This window comes from Xanthomonas sp. NCPPB 4467 (assembly GCF_041475665.2).
In the GTDB taxonomy this organism is placed as follows: domain Bacteria; phylum Pseudomonadota; class Gammaproteobacteria; order Xanthomonadales; family Xanthomonadaceae; genus Xanthomonas; species Xanthomonas dyei.
This window is the reverse complement of record NZ_CM191260.1, coordinates 3,845,397-3,863,606: the sequence shown is the minus strand read 5'-3', so window position 1 is coordinate 3,863,606 and position 18,210 is coordinate 3,845,397. Positions and strand designations below refer to the sequence as shown.

General features: G+C 66.4%; 15 protein-coding genes and 1 pseudogene. 8 read left to right on the top strand and 8 right to left on the bottom strand.

Annotated features, from left to right (window positions below; all coding sequences use genetic code 11):
• The first annotated feature begins 9 nt into the window (after positions 1 to 9).
• The 8 genes and pseudogenes from cobD (at position 10) to ACCQ06_RS16855 (ending at position 6,352) form a co-directional block, all read left to right on the top strand.
• On the top strand, positions 10 to 993 hold the full coding sequence (gene cobD / locus ACCQ06_RS16890) for a threonine-phosphate decarboxylase CobD (RefSeq protein WP_316687810.1): 984 nt from the start codon (positions 10 to 12) through the stop codon (positions 991 to 993).
• Positions 990 to 2,465: a cobyric acid synthase gene (locus tag ACCQ06_RS16885; RefSeq protein WP_316687807.1), complete on the top strand. Its 1,476-nt coding sequence runs from the start codon at positions 990 to 992 to the stop codon at positions 2,463 to 2,465. The genes cobD and ACCQ06_RS16885 overlap by 4 nt, the downstream gene beginning before the upstream one ends.
• Entirely contained in the window at positions 2,453 to 2,974 is a 522-nt protein-coding gene (gene cobU, locus ACCQ06_RS16880) for a bifunctional adenosylcobinamide kinase/adenosylcobinamide-phosphate guanylyltransferase (protein ID WP_228323901.1), read from the top strand. Before ACCQ06_RS16885 ends, cobU begins: the two co-directional genes overlap by 13 nt.
• On the top strand, positions 2,971 to 4,017 hold the full coding sequence (cobT, locus tag ACCQ06_RS16875; RefSeq protein WP_228323902.1) for a nicotinate-nucleotide--dimethylbenzimidazole phosphoribosyltransferase: 1,047 nt from the start codon (positions 2,971 to 2,973) through the stop codon (positions 4,015 to 4,017). Before cobU ends, cobT begins: the two co-directional genes overlap by 4 nt.
• Positions 4,014 to 4,495, top strand: a pseudogene (locus tag ACCQ06_RS16870) (histidine phosphatase family protein); the annotation flags it as partial. The gene cobT and the pseudogene ACCQ06_RS16870, both read left to right, overlap by 4 nt.
• A 6-nt stretch (positions 4,496 to 4,501) precedes the next feature.
• Positions 4,502 to 4,627, top strand: a complete 126-nt coding sequence (locus ACCQ06_RS16865; protein WP_372365909.1) for a hypothetical protein — start codon at positions 4,502 to 4,504, stop codon at positions 4,625 to 4,627.
• Entirely contained in the window at positions 4,624 to 5,358 is a 735-nt protein-coding gene (locus tag ACCQ06_RS16860) for an adenosylcobinamide-GDP ribazoletransferase (RefSeq protein WP_316687804.1), read from the top strand. Before ACCQ06_RS16865 ends, ACCQ06_RS16860 begins: the two co-directional genes overlap by 4 nt.
• Before the next feature lie 91 nt (positions 5,359 to 5,449).
• Positions 5,450 to 6,352, top strand: a complete 903-nt coding sequence (locus ACCQ06_RS16855) for an AraC family transcriptional regulator (protein ID WP_316687802.1) — start codon at positions 5,450 to 5,452, stop codon at positions 6,350 to 6,352.
• Positions 6,353 to 6,565: 213 nt separating this feature from the next.
• Here ACCQ06_RS16855 and ACCQ06_RS16850 read toward each other — a convergent pair whose 3' ends face one another.
• From ACCQ06_RS16850 to ACCQ06_RS16815, 8 genes are all read right to left on the bottom strand, one after another.
• Complete coding sequence (locus ACCQ06_RS16850) at positions 6,566 to 7,489, bottom strand: SEL1-like repeat protein (RefSeq protein WP_316687800.1); 924 nt, start codon at positions 7,487 to 7,489, stop codon at positions 6,566 to 6,568.
• 305 nt (positions 7,490 to 7,794) lie between these two features.
• Positions 7,795 to 8,991: a type III PLP-dependent enzyme gene (locus ACCQ06_RS16845; RefSeq protein ID WP_316687798.1), complete on the bottom strand. Its 1,197-nt coding sequence runs from the start codon at positions 8,989 to 8,991 to the stop codon at positions 7,795 to 7,797.
• Positions 8,988 to 10,757 carry an IucA/IucC family protein gene (locus tag ACCQ06_RS16840; protein ID WP_316687795.1) on the bottom strand — a complete coding sequence of 590 codons (1,770 nt, stop codon included), beginning with the start codon at positions 10,755 to 10,757 and terminating at the stop codon, positions 8,988 to 8,990. Before ACCQ06_RS16840 ends, ACCQ06_RS16845 begins: the two co-directional genes overlap by 4 nt.
• Entirely contained in the window at positions 10,735 to 11,916 is a 1,182-nt protein-coding gene (locus tag ACCQ06_RS16835; RefSeq protein ID WP_316687793.1) for an MFS transporter, read from the bottom strand. The genes ACCQ06_RS16840 and ACCQ06_RS16835 overlap by 23 nt, the downstream gene beginning before the upstream one ends.
• On the bottom strand, positions 11,913 to 13,715 hold the full coding sequence (locus tag ACCQ06_RS16830) for an IucA/IucC family protein (protein WP_316687791.1): 1,803 nt from the start codon (positions 13,713 to 13,715) through the stop codon (positions 11,913 to 11,915). Before ACCQ06_RS16830 ends, ACCQ06_RS16835 begins: the two co-directional genes overlap by 4 nt.
• Positions 13,712 to 14,938, bottom strand: a complete 1,227-nt coding sequence (locus ACCQ06_RS16825) for an ATP-grasp domain-containing protein (protein WP_316687789.1) — start codon at positions 14,936 to 14,938, stop codon at positions 13,712 to 13,714. The genes ACCQ06_RS16830 and ACCQ06_RS16825 overlap by 4 nt, the downstream gene beginning before the upstream one ends.
• A 341-nt stretch (positions 14,939 to 15,279) precedes the next feature.
• A complete protein-coding gene (locus ACCQ06_RS16820) occupies positions 15,280 to 17,421 on the bottom strand; it encodes a TonB-dependent receptor family protein (protein ID WP_316687787.1) in 2,142 nt (713 codons plus the stop codon).
• A complete protein-coding gene (locus ACCQ06_RS16815; RefSeq protein WP_316687784.1) occupies positions 17,422 to 18,183 on the bottom strand; it encodes an HpcH/HpaI aldolase family protein in 762 nt (253 codons plus the stop codon).
• Positions 18,184 to 18,210 lie beyond the last annotated feature (27 nt).

The following is an 18,210-nucleotide window of genomic DNA, read 5'->3' as shown; positions in this document are numbered from 1 at the left end:
GAGCCGCTCATGCTTGAACACGGAGGCCGCTTGCGCCGCGCCGCGCAGACCTACGGCATTGCGCTGTCGCACTGGCTGGATCTGTCCACCGGGGTGAGCCCGTTCGTCTGGTCCGTGCCTGCCATCCCGGAGCAGGTGTGGCACCGTTTGCCGGAAGACGACGATGGCCTGGTCGGCAGTGCCGTGGCCTACTACGACGCGCCGCACGTGTTGCCGGTTGCCGGTTCGCAGGCGGCGATTCAGGCCCTGCCGCTGTTGCGCAGCCGCAGCCGGGTGGGTGTGCTGGCACCTGGGTATGCCGAGCATGCACATGCGTGGCGACGCGCCGGCCACACCGTCGTGCCACTGCCGGCGGGGCCGTTGTTGCAGACGGCGGAGACCTTCGACGTGGTGGTGCTGATCCATCCCAATAACCCAGGCGCAGAGACCTTCGATCGCGAAGTGCTGTTGCAGCTGCATGCGCGTCTGGTGGCACGCGGCGGTTGGTTGGTGATCGACGAAGCCTTCATGGATGCCACGCCGCACGACAGCGTATGCGCGCAGACCCCGCAGCCGGGCTTGATCGTGCTGCGCTCGGTCGGCAAGTTCTTCGGCATGGCCGGTGCGCGGGCCGGGTTCGTGTGTGCGCAGCCGCAGCTGCTGGACGCACTGCGCGAGCAGTTGGGGCCGTGGACGGTGAGCGGCCCCACCCGCTGGGCGCTGCAGCAGGCATTGGCAGATACCCAGTGGCATGCGCACGCCCAGAAACGCCTGCACGCGGCATCGCAACGGCTTGCGCAGTTGTTGCGCAACCACGCGATCGCACCCACCGCAGGCACTGCGTTTTTCCAATGGTGTCGGCGCGACGATGCGGCGGTGTTGCATGCGGCGCTGGCGCAACGCGGCATCCTCACCCGCCTGTTCGATACCCCGGCCAGCCTGCGCTTTGGCTTGCCACCCGATGCGGCCGCCGAAGCACGCCTGGATGCGGCACTGGGCGAGGTCTTGGCGTGAGCGCACGCGTGTTGATGGTGCAGGGCTGCACCTCCGATGCCGGCAAGAGCACGCTGGTGTCCGCGCTATGCCGCTGGCTGCATCGCCAGGGCGTGGCGGTGGCACCGTTCAAGCCGCAGAACATGGCGCTCAACTCGGCGGTCACCGTCGATGGTGGCGAGATCGGCCGCGCGCAAGCGGTGCAGGCGCACGCCTGCGGGCTGGAGCCGCACACCGATTTCAACCCGGTGTTGCTCAAACCCAATAGCGACACCGGCGCGCAGGTGATCGTGCATGGGCACCCGGTCGCCACGCTGGATGCGGTGGGCTACCACGCCTACAAGGCCACCGCGCGTGCCGCGGTGTTGGCCTCGCACGCACGGTTGGTCGAGCGTTTCGAGGTGGTGCTGGTGGAGGGCGCCGGCAGCCCGGCGGAGATCAATCTGCGCGCCAACGATATCGCCAACATGGGCTATGCCGAGGCGGTGGATTGCGCAGTGATCCTGATTGCCGACATCGACCGTGGCGGCGTGTTCGCGCATCTGGTCGGCACCTTGGCCTTGTTGTCGCAGAGCGAGCGCGCACGCGTTGCCGGGTTTGTCATCAACCGCTTTCGTGGCGATCTGGCGCTGTTGCAACCGGGCCTGGACTGGCTGGAACGCGAAACCGGCAAGCCGGTGCTCGGCGTGTTGCCGTATCTGCATGGCCTGCAGCTGGAGGCCGAAGATGCGCTGCCGCGGCAGGCGCTGCACAAGCCGCGCGCGCAGCTGCGCGTGGTGGTGCCGGTGCTGCCGCGGATCAGCAACCACACCGATTTCGATGCCTTGCTGGCGCATCCGCAGGTGGAGGTGCAACTGCTCGGTCCGGGCCAGACGCCACCGGCCTGCGACCTGATCGTGCTGCCGGGCAGCAAGGCGACGCGCCAGGATCTGCAGTGGCTGCGCGCGCATGGCTGGGATACCGCCATCGCACGCCACCTGCGTTATGGCGGCAAGCTGCTTGGGATCTGCGGCGGCCTGCAGATGCTGGGCGAGCAGATCCACGACCCCGATGGCATCGAAGGCCCGGCCGGCAGCAGTGCCGGGCTGGGCTGGCTGGCACTGGACACGCAGTTGCACCGGCACAAGCAATTGCATCGCGTACACGGGCGGTTGGCGCTGGGCGATGCGGCTGCCAGCGGCTACGAAATCCACTGCGGTCTCAGCACCGGTGCTGCGTTGGCGCGGCCGCTGGTGCAGCTGGACGATGGTCGCAGCGATGGCGCCATTTCCGACGACGGCCAGGTGCTGGGCACCTATCTGCACGGCATCTTCGATCACCCGCAGGCACTGGCCGCGTTACTCGCATGGGCCGGCCTGGCGCAGGCAACGCCGCTGGATCTGGCGGCGTTGCGCGAGGCCACGCTCGACCGTCTTGCCGATGCGGTGCACACGCATCTGGACACCGCCGCGCTGACGCGGCTCACCAGCAAGGAGCCGGCATGCGGCAATTGATTCTGGGTGGCGCGCGCTCGGGCAAGAGCGCACTGGCCGAACGCCTCGCCGCCAGCGCGGCCGGGCACGTGTGCTACGTGGCCACCGCACAGGCGTTCGATGACGAAATGCAGCAACGCATCGCCCATCACCGCAGTCAGCGCCCGCCGCACTGGCAGTGCGTGGAAGAACCCATCGCGTTGGCCGCCACGCTGCAGGCGCTGGCCGCGCCCGATCGCTGCGTATTGGTCGATTGCCTGACGCTGTGGCTGAGCAACCTGCTGGGCCACCCGGAGGCGGGCGCGTTTGCGCGCGAACGCGACGCACTGCTCGCAACGCTGCCGCAGTTGCCCGGGCAGATCGTGCTGGTCAGCAACGAGGTCGGGCAGGGCATCGTGCCGCTGGGCGAACTTACGCGTCGGTTTGTCGACGAGGCCGGCCGGCTGCATCAGGCATTGGCGCTACAGTGCGAACGTGTGGTGTTTGTCGTGGCAGGTTTGCCGATGGTGTTGAAGGGAGAACAGCTGTGAGTAGCGACTGGATCTTTGCCGCGTGCGCGGTGCCGGATGCGCGTGTGCGCGAGGCTGCGCTGGCACGGCAGGAACAACTGACCAAACCGCCCGGCGCCCTGGGACGGCTGGAGCAACTGGCCGTGCAGCTGGCGGCCTGGCAACGCAACGCGCAGCCGACCGTGCAGCGCGTGTGGATTGCGGTGTACGCCGCCGACCATGGCGTTGCCGCCGAGGGCGTGTCGGCATTTCCGCAGGCGGTTACCGGAGAGATGGTGCGCAATTTTGCGCGCGGCGGTGCGGCTATCGCAGTGTTGGCGCGCGAACTCGGTGCGCGGCTGGAAGTGGTGAATCTGGGCGTGGTCAACGACCCCGGTGAGTTGCCGCGCGTACGTCGCGCCTGGATCGCACCCTCCAGCGCCAATATCTGCGAGCAGCCGGCGATGACCCCCGGCCAGTTGCGCGACGCGCTCGCCGCCGGTGCGGAGAGCATCGCGCAGGCCAAGAGTTGCGACACGCAGTTGTTTGTCGGCGGCGAAATGGGCATCGGCAACACCACCGCCGCTGCCGCGTTGGGCTGCGCGCTGTTGTCGCAGTTTCCGCAGGCGATGGCCGGCGCCGGCACCGGCCTGGACGCCGAAGGCATCGCGCACAAGGCAACGGTGATCAGCCGTGCATTGGCCTTGCACGCCGACGCCGCCACGCCGATGGAACGGTTGCGCCGGCTCGGCGGGTTCGAGATCGCCGCCCTGGTCGGCGCGTATATCGCCGCCGCGCAGGCCGGCATTCCGGTACTGGTGGATGGCTTCATCACCACCGCTGCGGCGCTGGTGGCCACCCGCCTGAATCCCGGCGTGCGCGAATGGCTGTTGTTCGGACACCGCTCGCAGGAGCGCGGCCACGCCGCGTTGCTACGCGCCCTGGATGCCGAGCCGCTGCTGCAACTGGACCTGCGCCTGGGCGAAGCCAGCGGCGCAGCGGTGGCGATTCCACTGCTGCGCAGTGCCTGCGCCTTGCACAACGGCATGGCCACCTTTGCCGAAGCCGGGGTGTCCGACGCATGAGCACGCAGATCACCTTGTTGCGGCATGGCGACACCGGGCAGCGCAGCTATCGCGGCCAGCTCGACGACCCGCTCACCGAGCTGGGTTGGCAGCAATTGCGCGCGGCCACCGCGCAGGGCGAATGGGAGATGGTGGTGTCGTCCACCTTGCAGCGCTGCGCAGCCTTCGCTACCGAACTGGCCGGTGCGCGCGGCTTGCCGCTGCAGCTGTACGCACGGCTGCGGGAGTATCACTTTGGCCGCTGGCAAGGCGTGCCGGTGGCCGAGATTGACGCGACGAAGGCGAAGCGCTGGGCCGCTTCTGGGCCGACCCGCTGCGCTACCCGCCGCCGCAGGCAGAACCGTTCGAGGCGTTCTGCGCGCGGCTCGCCGCGGCGCTGGATGCGGTGGTCGACACCTACCCGGCGCGCCGCGTGCTGGTGGTCACCCATGGCGGTGCTATCCGTGCAGTGCAGTGTATGGTGGCCGGCAACGGGTTCGGCCGCATGACCGAGCTGGCGGTGCCGCACGCCTCGCTGCATCCGCTGGCTTGGCCACCGGCCAACGGCGTTGCCGCAGCGTTGCCATCGCTGCCGGCAGCAGCACCGCAGTCTGCACACGACGCCGGATGATCGATGGGCTGCTCGCGGCGATCGGCTTCCTGACCCGCATTCCGGTGCCCGGTGCGGTGTTCGCCCGGCCGGGCGTGCAGGCACGTTCGTTGCCGTGGTACCCGGCGGTCGGCCTGCTGCTCGGTGCGCTGCTGTGTGGCCTGGCATGGTGTCTGCGCGATGTCGCGCCATTGCTGGGCGCGGCAGTGCTGTTGAGCGCATGGACCTGGCTGACCGGCGCCCTGCACCTGGACGGACTGGCCGACATGACCGACGCCTGGGTCGGCGGCATGGGCGACCGCCCACGCACGCTGGCGATCATGAAAGACCCCACCAGCGGACCGATGGCGGTGACCGCGCTGGTGCTGGTGTTGCTGCTTAAATGCGCCGCATTGGCCACGCTGCTGCCGCATGCACCGGGTGCGCTGTGGCTGGCGCCCTTGCTGGCTCGCGCCGTGGTGGTGGCGGCCTTTTTGACCACTCCATATGTGCGCGCTGGCGGCATCGGCAGCGCGCTGGTCGCCGCACCACCCACAAGCTTGTGGCTGGCGTTGATACTGGCGGTCGTGGCCTGCATGGCTGCCGGTATGGCGATTGCGGCTCTGTGCCTCGGCACTGCCGCCGTGGTCTTCGTTCTATGGCGCCGCGCCTGCATGCAGCGCCTGGACGGCATGACGGGCGATACCTGCGGCGCGCTGGTGGAACTGACCGAAACCGCGGTGCTGGTGACGCTGGCGGTGTGGCTGGGTTGAGCCCCCACGCTGTGCAACGGGGTGCAACATTCCGCAAGATCGGGACCGCGCCGGCAGGCGATGCTGATGCCGTCGCCAGGGAGCCAACGCCATGCATGCAGCAGACTCAGCAGTTACCAATTGGCAACGTGGTGTGGAGTGCGTCATCGCGCATCTGCAGGCCAGCATTCGCAGCGGCGCCGCATTGCCGGATTTGGCCGAATTGGCAGGCATCGCGCACCAGTCGCCGTATCACGTCCATCGGGTCTATCGCGCCCTGACCGATGAGACCGTGGGCCACACGGTGGCACGCTTGCGGTTGAGTCAAGCCCTGCATTTATTGGGCAGCGATGACGCGTCAGTGACCGAGGTCGCGCTCGCGGTCGGTTACCAGACACCGCAGGCGCTGGCGCGTGCCTGTCGCAGCGCACCGCAGGCCAGTCCCGCCATCTTGCGCTCGGCGCCCGCATTGCGGGCCAGCAAGCTGCAGCAGTTATCGACGCCGGCAACGTTGGCAAACAGCTCGTCAGCACCGCTGCAGGTTAGCGTGCAGACGCTGGAGCCATTCGAATTGGTTGTGCTAGGCAAGCGCGGCTCGTTCGACGATCTGGATCGCGGCTTCGGCCGCATTGCCGGCTGGGCCGAGCGGGTGGGGGTAATCGAGCAGCTGCACGCATTGATCGGCATCCCGTTGAGCGACCACCGCGACGTATCCCCAGCGCAGCACGTGTTCGAGTGCGGAATCGCCTTCGCCACCCATATTGCACCGCCTGCACCGCTGCAGCTGCGTGTGCTGGGCGAAGGTGCGCATGCCGTGCTGCGGCATACCGGTAGCTATGCCGGAATGGAACAGGCACTCGACGGCCTGCTCGCGGATTGGCTACCCGGTAGCGGCTACGCGCTGCGCGATGCCCCGCTGCACTACCTCTATCTAGACGATCCCGAGACAGTGGCAGAGACGGAGCTACGCGCGGATGTGCGTGTGCCAGTTGTCGAGGTCTCTCGGACGAGCTGAAAAGCTGGTAGAGCAGACAGACACCGTAAAGTTAGTGCTGCGTTGAGCTTGCCGATTCATTCCAATGTCAGTAACGACATATCGATTTGGAGCCACCCACAAAACTGCCGCTTCGCTACCAAACAATTACAGCAAGTATTCGGAATCGGCGCTTATCACTCGGCCCAGAGCTCAGCAGTCCATCCCTATCTGGCGATTGCGCGCGACGATTCGTTAGCCGCTTTCCGTTGGCTTATCCCTGTTTGCCTGCCGAAGGAGAAATCTGATCCGCTCTACGTCCCGCTCCAAGAATTTCTGTTGCCCGGGTGGAACGAAGTGGTACTTGATCAGGCTTTCGTAGCCGGATGCATTGCTGCACATGCCGCTGCTGCAGGCAGCATCCATGCGGTACGACCCATAGCCACACGCAGCTCCGGCACGGCAGGCAGCCAGTTCCCACGCATGTTCTGCATAGTCTCCACCCACCTGCGATGCATAAGATCCCAGGTCAACGGATGTTTTTGCCAGACTCAGCATGTCGCCAATGGCAAAGATGGCCTCGGGATCCCGGCTCTCAAAGGCTTTGGCGACAAGTGCGCGGTAGGTTTCTTCGTTCGGCTGGTGTTCGACGGTAGTTGCGACTTTTATCTGGGCAATCACATCCCCCCGCCGCGCAGCCTCGGCATACCAAAGTTGGTACGCCTCACTCGGGATAGGCTTGCCCCCATCGATCGAGTCGCAATAGTGAGAAACGCGTTCTGCCACCTCGGCATAGCGCTTTGCGTGTTGCATGTCCTGCTTGGCAAAGAGCGCCATCAATCCCCTGAAATTCTGCGGTGATTGGCTGTACATCATGCACCGCTCATACATTTCTGCGAGCTTTCGTTGCGCCACAGGGTCGCCCGACTCTGCTTTGCGCTTTGTCTCATGGAAGTCAAGATCGATCTGGGTGCTGGTGGCCGATGCCCACATGGACGGAGCGGCAGCCTTGCGTGCACTATCTGTCGCGGCATGCTGTGGATCGGCTGTCCTGTTGCCAGCAGTATGTGCAGCACCTGCAGGCTGTCGCTTCGCCGCTTCGGAGTGCACGCGTAGATAGAAGAACAAGACAGCGATCAAGGCCAGCAGTACCAACGAAATCGATGCGATTCTTTTCACAGGTGGACCGAAGGTAGTGGGCTGATACGGTTCAAGACCGGCAAGCGCATACGTTCGTGAACGACACTTGCATCTGCTCGGCGTTGCGCGAAGTCATACACATCTGTGCCAATGGCGCGATCAGAGCATCGTCACACATCATGCCGACAGCTTCCGGCTCAGTTCCCCAATCACGTCACAGACGTGGCTGCATGGCTTCGACACTAGTCATCATAGCCGACGAATGTGTGCCGCAAATGGATAGGTAGGGCTCTCACGCTCTACAGAAAAGCCGTGAGACTTGTGGAGCGAAGGACGATTAGTGTTCAACGTTGAATCGGCAAAAACACCTTGTGCGGCGGCGGATGCATCAGGAACTGCTGGTGCGAAATATTCCATGCGTAGGCACCGGCCAGCGGGAATGCCAGGCAGTCGCCCGGCGCCAGTGCGGCGACGGGTTGGTTGCGCGCCAGGACGTCCTTGGGCGTGCAGAGCTGGCCGACCAAGGTCACCGGGGTGTCGCTGATGACCGGCGGCTGCGTCCCGCGCAGCACGCGGAAGGGGTGGTCGTGGGCCTGTGCGGCCGGTGTGCGGAAGTGATGGGTGCCGCCGCGTGCGATCGCAAACCAATCGCCGTGGCTGCGCTTGAGGTCCAAGACCTCCATCAGGTACCAACCGCAGTTGGCGCTGACGTAGCGTCCGGGTTCCAGGCGCAGACGCAGCGCGCTGCCGTGTTCGTGCAGCAACGCGGGCAGCCCGGCACAGAAACCGGCCCAGTCGAACGAGGACTCCGGCGCCAGATAATCCACGCCGAAGCCGCCGCCCGCATTGACCCGTAACGGCCCGAGCGCATAGGTCTGACGCCATTGCTGGACGGTGCGCAAGTACGCAGCAACCAGATGCAGTTGCGCGCCGGCATCGCGTTGATGCGACATCAGATGGAAATGAAAGCCCTCCAGTCGCAGCGACGGGCTGACACTTAGTAGCTGCATGGCAGCGTCCAGATCCTGCGGGTCCAGGCCGAATGGCGAGGGCTGCCCGCCCATCATCAACCGCGTGCTCTGTGCGCCGGGCACGGCGATGTTCATGCGCAGAAACACCGGGACGCAGCGGCCAGCGTGTGCCGCAATCGCTGCCAGCCGTTGCAGCTCGCCGATACTTTCCACGTGCACGGTGCAGTCGGGCAGGGCAGCGGCCTGGGCCAGCTCGCTGTCGAGTTTCCCCGGCCCGCCGAACAGCAGCGCTGCCTGCGGTTGCTGCGCATGCAGCCAGGCCAGTTCGCCGCCGGATGCGGCTTCAAAGCCATCCACATGCGGCGCCAGCGTCTGCAGAATCTGCGGCTCTGCATTGGCTTTTGCCGCATAGAACAGCTCGCATTGCGCCGGCAGCTGCGCGCGCATCCAGGCCGCATGCGCGTGCAGCGCGGCCAGATCGTATAGGTACGCGCAGAGCGGGCCATCGCTGCTCGCCCGTAGCTGCGGCAGCGCATGGATCACTGCGGCGGTATCGATGTGCAGGCTCATGCGGCCACCTGCCGTGCGGTGGCGATGTGTGCAATCGGGTTGGGTAATGGGGTGTAGTCGGACTGACGATCGGCCCGTTGCAGCAGGCGCGTGCCGAGATTGTTCTTGCCCGGCAGCGGGGCGCCGTCGATCAGGCCCTGCAGCGCGGGTTGCGCGCCGTAGCGTTGTTGCCAGCGTGCGGCGAGCTCGCCCACGCACTGCCACAGCCGCACTTCCAGCACGCCGTCGCCTTCGGTCAGATGGAAGATGGCTTCCGCCAGATTGTTCACCAGCGCGCAATAGGCAACGCGGTTCCAGCCTTGCTCCGGCCTGTAGTACAGCGATTGCCGCGCACGTTCGCCCACACCCTGCAGGCGACTTTCCGGCCAATGGTGGGCCAGCAGCTTGGTGCCTTCCAGGTCGCGAATCCACACGCGCGTCGGCCAGCCGTCGGCAAAGCCGATCACGGTGTTCTGCAGATGCGGTTCCAGCGCGATGCCATGCTGGAACAGCGCGCTCCACACGCCATCCAGCAACAGGCCTGCATAAGCGCGAAACCACAGCAGCGTGGCGGTGTGGCGGTCCATCTGTGCGCTGCTCAGCGCCTGCAAGCGCTGGGCACACACGCTGTTGCCCTGCGCATTGCAGGTAAACAGGGCGGCGGCTACCTGCGGCTGCCAACGTGCGCGTTGCGCAGCAGGAATGGTCTTGCGATACAGGATGCCGAAACTTTCGGACAACGCACGTGCGGCTTGCGGGTCGGCATCGTGCAGGGCGCGGTCGATCTGCGCGACATCCAGCGATGTGGCCGCAGGCTCCAGCATCACGTCGAAGCCCGGGACCTGCGCGGCCAGTGCCTGCCAGCTGGGCGCCAGTAGGTCGGTCAGCGCGACCGCACTTTCCAGCTCGTACCACGCATTCTTGCGGACGCAATTGGTCAGCCGCACATGCACAGAGCACTTGAGAAAGTAATCCAGCTGCGGGTGATACAGCGTCCGCACCGACGAGGTGGGCCGTAGTGCATCGCCGCGCAGGCCGACCGGCGTGATCCATCCGCGCGCTTGCAAGGTGCGCAGCAGCGGGTCGTCGAGCAGGCGTTGCGCCTCCCACGGATGGCAGGGGTAGAGATCATCGCTGCCGGACAGCTGCCTTAGGCTGGCGCGCACGTCCTTGCCTTGCACGCGCAGCAGGCGTGGGTCGATGCGGAACCAGAACAATTGAAATGCCGCACGCGCTTCCGGTGCGCAGGCCAGTACGTGCTCGAGCACAACGCCTTCGCGGCTTTTGGGTGTGGGATGCAGCGCGTGGCCCCACAGCATCGATTGCTCGGCATCGATCATCACATCGCCGGTAGGTGCGGTGCGGTGTGCCTGGCGCAACATCGCCGCGGTGATCGCCACGCTGTTGGCGCTTTGCGCAAGCAGCTCCGGATTGACCGCCTGCGTGCTGCCCAGCGATTGCAGCAGGCAGCGCGCCAACGCGTGCGCGTCGAGCGGGTGCCAGGGTTGGCCGGCACTTTTGAGAAACGGCGTGGACGCGAAGCGGCAGCGGCCCAAACGGTCTGCGTAGGCAATGCGCACGCACACCGCGCCGCTATCGCCCAGGTCGATGCGCAGCCAACGTTGCTCGGCCATGCGCGGCCCAGGGCGATCCAGCCCGCGGTAATCGAAATCGGCTGCGCGTTGCGGGATGGCGAACTCGCGCAGGTAGCAGTTCAACCAGCAACTGCAGGCCTGTGCATCGGCCATGCTGTCGTACCAGGGGTCATGCATCGTGTGCAGCGACATCGGCAGTTCTCCTCGAAGGAAAGCGCACCGCAACGGTGAGCGCAGCGCCAGCCGCAGCCACGGCGGCGGCCAGGAAAGGAAGTGCGGGGCCGGCGGCCTGGGCCAGCGCACCGGCCGCAGCGCCAGCGGCCACGCCGGCCCACTTGCCGCAGGCATCGAAACGGCCGAACAGGCGGCCGGCGCCCTGGCCGCTGGCGACCAGCGCCAGGCTGCGATTGAGCCCGCGCAGGCCGAACAACATGCCAACGCCGAACAGCAGCCGCGCCACCGCCAGCGCGACGGCGTCGTGCAACAGCGCCTGCCACAGGCAGGCCAGCGCAAACAGCAGCAGCCCCGGGATCAGCCACGCCTCGCCATCTCCGCGCCGCCACCACGGCAACACCACCAGATAGACCAGATGCGGCAGGCTGTAGAGCAGGCCGGCAAGCGCGTCGTGACCGGCACCGCGTGCAAGCGCGTAGGAAATGAAATACGGAAACGTCACCACCATCGCGAAGCAGAACAGAAACTGCGCGAGCAACAAGGCCGGCCACGACGATGCTGCAGCCGACCGTTGCGCTGCATGTTCGGTAGCTGACGACGACGTCGCTGCAGCGCGTGGACGCGCGGTGAGCTGGTCCGCCGGCAATCGCCAGGTCAATGCAAAGGCAAGCAATGGCAGTAACGCGAGCGCGCGGTAGAGCGACTGTGCCGGACCCAAGGCAAGCGCCAGTCCCAGCAACGCCGGTGCGCTGACCATCGCCAGCCGCGCCGAATACTGCGTCCAGTCCAGTGCGCGCGCCAAGGGGCCGGCCTGCGGTTGGCTGGCCAGATACGCATTGGCTGCCGCCAGCGAGCCGCCGCAGGTGCCTTGCACGATCAGGCCGACCACCAGCCAGGTCAGCGAGGGTGCGAAGCCGGCAATCGCAAAGCCCAATGCCAGCCCCAGTTGCGCGCGCAGCAACGAGCGTTTGCGTCCGTAGCGGTCCGCCAGCCGCCCCCAGGTGCTCGCCGTCAACGCACTGCACAAGGTGGGCAACACATACAGCACGCCGCTCCAGCCAACCGCCGCGGTGGGCGCCAGCTCGGCCAAGACTTGCGGCAAAAACAGCGGCATGCCCAGGGCGGTGAAGGCCGCCAGATAGTGGGCCGCCAGCACCGGGGCGAGGATGCGTTTCATCGCTGACCACCGGCATGGCGACACGGCTGCGGCTGTGTGTGCGCAAACGCGTTGCCGAACGGATTGGGCGCGCTGTCGCCGTAGAACTTGTTGATATCGGTCGCACCGGTGAGCTGCTTGCTGAGCAGGCTGCCGGCGCTGAGCAGGTACTTCACCGGCAGCCGTGGTGCGGCCAGCAGGCGCCGCACGGGCGCGGTGTCGATGCCATCGGCATCCAGCGTTGCCAGCGTCTGCGCAACCTGGTCCTGCAGTTGCGCAGCCAGCGGCGCGCGCAAGGCCGGCTGCCAGTCGGCCAGACCGTCGAGGACCGCCTGCAGATCCAGTTGCAGCACGATGGTGCAGAACATCTGCGCCAGCGCGTGTGTCTCGTCCACCGCGATCCGTGCGTCCTGCAGCGCGCCCAGGGTGTCGATGTCCGGCAGCTGCGCACGCAATTGCGGCATGGCGATCCGCGCGGCGTCGTTGTCCTTCATCAACAGGCGCGTGGGCTGGCCATGCGCATAGACCAGCACGCTGTTCTGTTGATTGGCTTCCAGCGCTATGCCGTAGCGCAGCCACAGCCGCAGATGCACCGCGAGCAACAGTTCGGTGTATTCGCGCCACCAGGCCTGCACATCGCCGTGCGCGAACCGGTCGGCCAGATGCAGTGCCAGCGGCCGGCCATCGGGCATCTGCGCGCACAGCGCGGCCACCGGGACCAGCGTGGTGGCGTCCAGCGGCGGATAGCGCCGCACCAGATAGGCCAGATGCCGGGTGTCGCCGACATGCCCGCCATGCGACTCGTCCACGAACACGCAACGTCCCTGCAATGCGGGGTCGTGCGCATCGATGCGGCGTAGCGCGCGCTCCAGCCAGTGCCCGTCGTACAGCGTGGAAGGTTTGATCAGGCGCAGATTCAATGCGCCCAGCGTGCGCATCGGGATCGGCAGCTTGAGATGCAGATGCGGATGCTGCAGCGGCACCAGCGTGCGCACCGACAGGGTGGGGCGCACTTCCAGCCAGGCCTGCGGTGCGCGCAACGTCCCGGGTGGAAGCGCGAAGCCCGGCTGTTCCAGACGCGCCCAGACCAGCGGATGCACCGGCCAGGCGATGTGCGTCGCGGCGAGCGCGGGCGGCAGGCCCAGGGTAGCGAAGTCCGGCCATAACGCCTCTGGCGGTGCGCTGGTGCAACTGGCCAGTGCGCGCGGAATCGCCAGCCAGCGCAGCGCGAAGGTGGGCGCAAACTCCGGTGCGTAGTGGCGCAGTTCGTCTGCGTCCAGGCCCGCCTTGGCGCGTGCGGTGGGGTAGAACGGATGATCGCGGTAGCTTGCCAGCTGGTCGCAGCGGTACGCGCGTTCGGCGGCATCGTCATGCTGCAGCGCCTGGGCCAATGCGGGCGCCTGCGCGACATAGGCCTGTTGTGCAAGACCACGGTGCGCGGCGGCGCACTCTGCTTCGTCGGCATAGGCGCGATGCAGCTCCTGAGTCTGCACATCCAGCTCGGCGCTCATGCGTTGCAGCCATGCGCGTGCGCCCTGTTCGACATACGCAGCGTCGGAGCCCTGCACGATCCAGCGATCGCCGCAGGCGCTGATGTCCTGCAGCACGCCGTGGCGATGGATCGGCAACCACAGCGTGCCGTTGGGCAGATGCGCGATGCGCCACCAGCCGTCCACCGGGCTGGGGTCGGCCCACGCGGCCAATACGCGCGCGTCGGGCATGGCTGGCGTGCCACGGCTGACGATCGCGCGCAGGTCCTCGCGCAGGCAGGCATCGATGATGCGGGTGGCGATGTAGCGCTGGTCGGCGGTGCTGCTCATGCGCGCACCTGCGCGTTGTCGATGCGCCAATGCAGGCACGCTTCGGCATGCACCACGGCCTGTTGCAGCGCCTGTGCATCGCTGGCCACGGCGCTCAACACGCCCAGGTAATCCTTGTTGGAATGGCTCAGCTGGATGCGCTCGCCCGGTGCACGCATGCGCCGGTACTGCACGTCGCTGTGCGCATCGTGATGACGGCGGTCTTCGCTGGCGGTGACCAGCTCGCCGTCACGTTCGGCCACGTAATAGCGCAGCAAGGCATGCGCGCGGTCGCTGCGCAGCTGCGGCAATGGCTGGCCCAGATGCGGCGCTAGCGCGGCGTTGAACCATTGCCCGCCAAACATGCCGTCGAGCAGAAATTCGCGGCGGTCGCCGATGCTGCGGTAGTTGATCTCCACCAGCACCGGACCATCGTCGGTGAGGATGAATTCGCTATGGCATAGCCCAAATCCGACGCCGAAGGCGCGCAGCTGCTGCAGTGCCTGCGCAATCACCGGGGTCTGTACATGCGCATCCCACTCCGCCTCGCATTCGACGAAATGCGGCGGTGGCGACAGCCGCACCTTGAAACCGCCGATGGCGTGCAGCGTGTGCCCATCGCCCAGCGTTTCCAGGGTGAACAGCGGTCCGTGCAACATGCCTTCCAGCAACACGGTGCGCTGCGGGTGGCGCCGCCACAGATCGTCCAGATAGCTTTGCAATTGCGCAGCATCGGCGCAGTGGCGCACATCCAGGCTGGCCACGCCTTCGCGCGGCTTGGCCACCACCGGCCAGGGGATATCCGTTGGCACTGCGGCGCCCGACGTCAGCGTGCAGAACCACGGGCAGGGCAGGCCGCGTGCACGCAGGCGTTGCCGCATCGCCGCCTTGTTCTTGGCGGCGTAACACACCTGCCAGTCTTTGCCCGGCAGCCCAAAGCCGGCGGCCACCAGCGCGGTGCTGGTCTGCAGATGATCGCTGTTGCTGAAGACCGCGCGCGGCGCAATGCCGGCATCATGCAGGACGTCCAGCACGCCCAGCGGATTGAAGACATCGCATTCGATCACCCGCTGCGGCGCCTGCGCAGGGTGGTCGCGGAAATAGGCCAGGTGGTCGAGGCGGTGGTCGGTCAGCAACCACACCGGAACGCCTTGCGCGTGCGCGGCCGGCAAAAAGCCGTCGGTGATGGCCGGGTGGCAGACATGGGTGAGGATCACCAACGGTGCAGCAGATGTTGCAGTCATGGCAGTTCTCGTTCGACAGGGCGGTGGGAAAACCGGTACTGAAACGGGCTGCCTGGCGCCATGATCGGCGTTGGGTGGCCTGCGATGCATCGATCGCAATGCCGCGTGCTGCGGCGCTGATGCGTGCTTCGTGCACGCCGTATTCCGGCGGCGGCCACAGCGGGGTCGCCGTTGCCGTCGTAGGCGACCGATGCCCCTGTACATCGGTCGTATGGTGCTGCTGCTCCGTGCAGCGTGACGCTGATAAAACGGAGCAACCCTCGATCAGGTGCGCGTGGCGGCGACGAACAACTGCGCGAGTAGCGCTTGCTGGTTGCTACCGCCTACCGCGCGCACCGCGGTTAGAACGTGTACTCCAGACCTGCAGTGAACGTGCGTGCGGGTGCGGCCTGACGGCCCCATGGGCTGGTGTCCACGCCGCGGAACCAGTACTGCCGGTCGAACAGATTGTTGATCGCCAGCGACGCGCTGAATTTTTGTCCATCGCGTTCGAACAAGGTATGGCTCACCTGCGCGTTCCAGACCATGTAGGCGGGCAACTGGCCCACCGAGGCGATGGCGTTCTCCTGCACGGTGTTGGCCGCATCGCTGAAGGCCTTGCTGAAGTAGTAGCCGGAGAGCGCGACAGTGGTATGACCGAGCGCGTAGTTGCCGCCCAGGGTGATCTGATTGCGCGAGGTGTAGGGCACGCGAAGCCCGCGGAACGCCCCCGATTCCTGGCTGGCATCCAGGTACGCGTAGCCTGCGTTGAGGGTAAGCGCACGCAGTTGTTCCGGGCTCCATTGCAGTTCCACCTCGCCACCTTGATGACGGGTCTTGCCCAGATTGCGGAACACGCGGGTGGTGTTGTCCAGCTGGATCTGCTGATCGAAATCGATCAGGTAGCCGCCGACCTGGATGCGGGTACGCTCGTTGGGTTGATAGCGTGTGCCGGCTTCGTAATTCCATGCCAGCTCGGCATCGAGATTGTTGCCGAAGATGATCTGGGTGACCTGTGGCGCACGCATCGAGCGCTGTCCGTCCGCATAGAAGAACCACTGTTCGTTGGCCTGGAAGCCGACCGTCAGGCCGGGCAGCACGTCGCGGGTCTGGTTGAGCGTGCTCACCCCGGTGGTGCGGTTGAAATAGCGCGAATCCAGGCGCTCGTGGCGCAATCCGGGCGTGATGGTGATGCGCTCGTCCGGCAGGGTGATCTCATTGCTGACATAGGCAGCCAACGCACGGTCTTCGAACTGCCAATCGCGCACGCTGGTGAACAGGCCATCGCGCAAGCGTAGGTTGCCAACCAGGAAATCGATGTCCTCGCGTACCGCACGCACGCCGGCGGTCCACTGCTGACGCACGCCGCCGGCCTCGCCCATGCTCCAGTTCAGCCGTGGCTCGCTGCCCACCACGCGGAAGTCGCGCGGTGCGGTCTGGCGCAGTTGCGGCGGCAGGTCCGAGCGCCAGGTTTCGGTGGCGGCCTGACGCATGCCGACGATGAAGTTACGGCTGCTGCGCGCGCTGAAATTGGTCCAGGACAACCGAACATCCTGCAGCGGCCCCCAATCGCCCAACAATTGTTCATAGCTCAACGATGCACGCGTGGTGCGCCCGTTGAAGCTATCCAGCGGGCGCGTGGACTGGCGCGGGTCGCGCCGATAATCGTCCGGGCTGAGCGCACCGGCCAGATCCATGTCCACCAGATACCGCTGCACGCTGGCCTTGATCAACTTGGTGTCGTCCAGCCACCACTCCGCACGCACGCGCAGATTGCTGATGTCGGTATCGCTATGCGCACGCCAGTATTCGCCCCAGGTGCGATTGGCATCGATCTGCATGCCGAAGTTGTCGGTGAGATAGCCGCCGCTGCTCAGCGCGCTGTCCTGCAGAAACTGGCCCTGGCCGCCGGCAGTGACCTTGTGCGCCAGGGTGGTGCTCCACTCGCTGGGAATCTCCTTGCTGACCAGATTGATCACCCCGCCCACGTTATTGGGCCCGTATTGCACGGCCGCGCCGCCGCGCACGATGTCGATGCGATCGATCTGATTCAGACCCACCGGAAACAACGACAAGCTGGTCTGCCCGTACGGCGCCAGCGCCAGCGGGATGCCGTCTTCGAGCACCTGCACGCGGCCGCTGCGGCTTTCGTACAGGCCGCGCAACATGATCTGCGGCAGTGCGCCGGTGCCGGTTTCGTCGAAGATCTTGATGCCCGGCACACGTTGCAGTGCATCGTCGAGCGAACGATTGCCGCCAGTGCGCAGCTGCTCGCGGTCGATCACCTGGCGGCTGCCCGCGTAACGTTGCACGTCGTCCGGTCTGGAACGGCCCAGCAGGCTGCCCTGCACCTGGATCGCATCCAGTGCGCGGATCGGTGTCTGGCCATCGACGACAGTGGCTTCATTGGCAGCCGACGCATCAGTGGCAAGCGCCAGCTGCGGCAGACCGCAGCAGGCCGCAGCGATGGCGAGGCTCAGGGTGTGCAAACGGATCGGCGACATCTACGGCGTGCTCCTGCAGGCGGGTAGGGAGGCGGGCGCGTCGAACGTGGCCAGATGGCCGCGCAGCGCGCGTTGAATCAGGGCGCGATCTTCGCCGGCGAGCAGCCAGCGCAGATCCGGTTGTTGCAGCCAGTGCGCGCGTTGTGCATCGGTGCGTGGATTGGGGCAGAACGGCACATCGGCGGCGCGGCAGTGCGCATGCAGCTGCAGCAGCAACTCCCAGACCTGCGGATGCGTGGGCTGCGGGCCCAGGCCCAGGTCCAGTGCAAGATCGAGCGCGCCTTCCATCACCAGGGCCACGCCGGGCACAGCGAGCATCTCCGGAAGCGCGGCAACGCCGGCAGCGCTCTCGATCATCGGCACGATGCGGATATCGCGGTTGGCCTTGGCAATATACGTGGGCAGATCGACGTTGCCGAAGCCGGTGACGCGGCCGCCGGTGATCCCGCGCCGGCCCAGCGGCGGGAACCGCGCCGCGGCGGCGGCGCGCGCCATCTGCTGCGCCGATTCGGCACGCGGCACCACGATGCCGCGCGCGCCGGCATCGAGCACCCGGCCGATCAGTTTGTCGTCCACCTCCGGCACCCGCACCCACGCCTCGCAGCCAGACAGCTCACAGGCGCGGATCGCGTGTTCCAGCTCGTCCGGCGCGCGCAGCACGTGCTCCAGGTCCAGCACCACAAACCCATAGCCAATGCGGCCCAGCAGCTCGCACAGCTGCACGCTGGGCAATGCATTCAGAACGCCAACCGCATACGCCATGGAAGAGGCTGCCAAGGAAACGGGCGC

What these genes read in the sequence shown, in the direction of transcription:
- cobD (WP_316687810.1), top strand. Translation starts at nt 10, where the DNA reads ATGCTTGAACACGGAGGCCGCTTGCGCCGCGCCGCGCAGACCTACGGC.
- cobU (WP_228323901.1), top strand. Translation starts at nt 2,453, where the DNA reads ATGCGGCAATTGATTCTGGGTGGCGCGCGCTCGGGCAAGAGCGCACTG.
- ACCQ06_RS16865 (WP_372365909.1), top strand. Translation starts at nt 4,502, where the DNA reads ATGACCGAGCTGGCGGTGCCGCACGCCTCGCTGCATCCGCTGGCTTGG.
- ACCQ06_RS16860 (WP_316687804.1), top strand. Translation starts at nt 4,624, where the DNA reads ATGATCGATGGGCTGCTCGCGGCGATCGGCTTCCTGACCCGCATTCCG.
- ACCQ06_RS16855 (WP_316687802.1), top strand. Translation starts at nt 5,450, where the DNA reads ATGCATGCAGCAGACTCAGCAGTTACCAATTGGCAACGTGGTGTGGAG.
- ACCQ06_RS16845 (WP_316687798.1), bottom strand. Translation starts at nt 8,991, where the DNA reads ATGAGCCTGCACATCGATACCGCCGCAGTGATCCATGCGCTGCCGCAG.
- ACCQ06_RS16840 (WP_316687795.1), bottom strand. Translation starts at nt 10,757, where the DNA reads ATGTCGCTGCACACGATGCATGACCCCTGGTACGACAGCATGGCCGAT.
- ACCQ06_RS16835 (WP_316687793.1), bottom strand. Translation starts at nt 11,916, where the DNA reads ATGAAACGCATCCTCGCCCCGGTGCTGGCGGCCCACTATCTGGCGGCC.
- ACCQ06_RS16830 (WP_316687791.1), bottom strand. Translation starts at nt 13,715, where the DNA reads ATGAGCAGCACCGCCGACCAGCGCTACATCGCCACCCGCATCATCGAT.
- ACCQ06_RS16825 (WP_316687789.1), bottom strand. Translation starts at nt 14,938, where the DNA reads ATGACTGCAACATCTGCTGCACCGTTGGTGATCCTCACCCATGTCTGC.
- ACCQ06_RS16820 (WP_316687787.1), bottom strand. Translation starts at nt 17,421, where the DNA reads ATGTCGCCGATCCGTTTGCACACCCTGAGCCTCGCCATCGCTGCGGCC.
- ACCQ06_RS16815 (WP_316687784.1), bottom strand. Translation starts at nt 18,183, where the DNA reads ATGGCGTATGCGGTTGGCGTTCTGAATGCATTGCCCAGCGTGCAGCTG.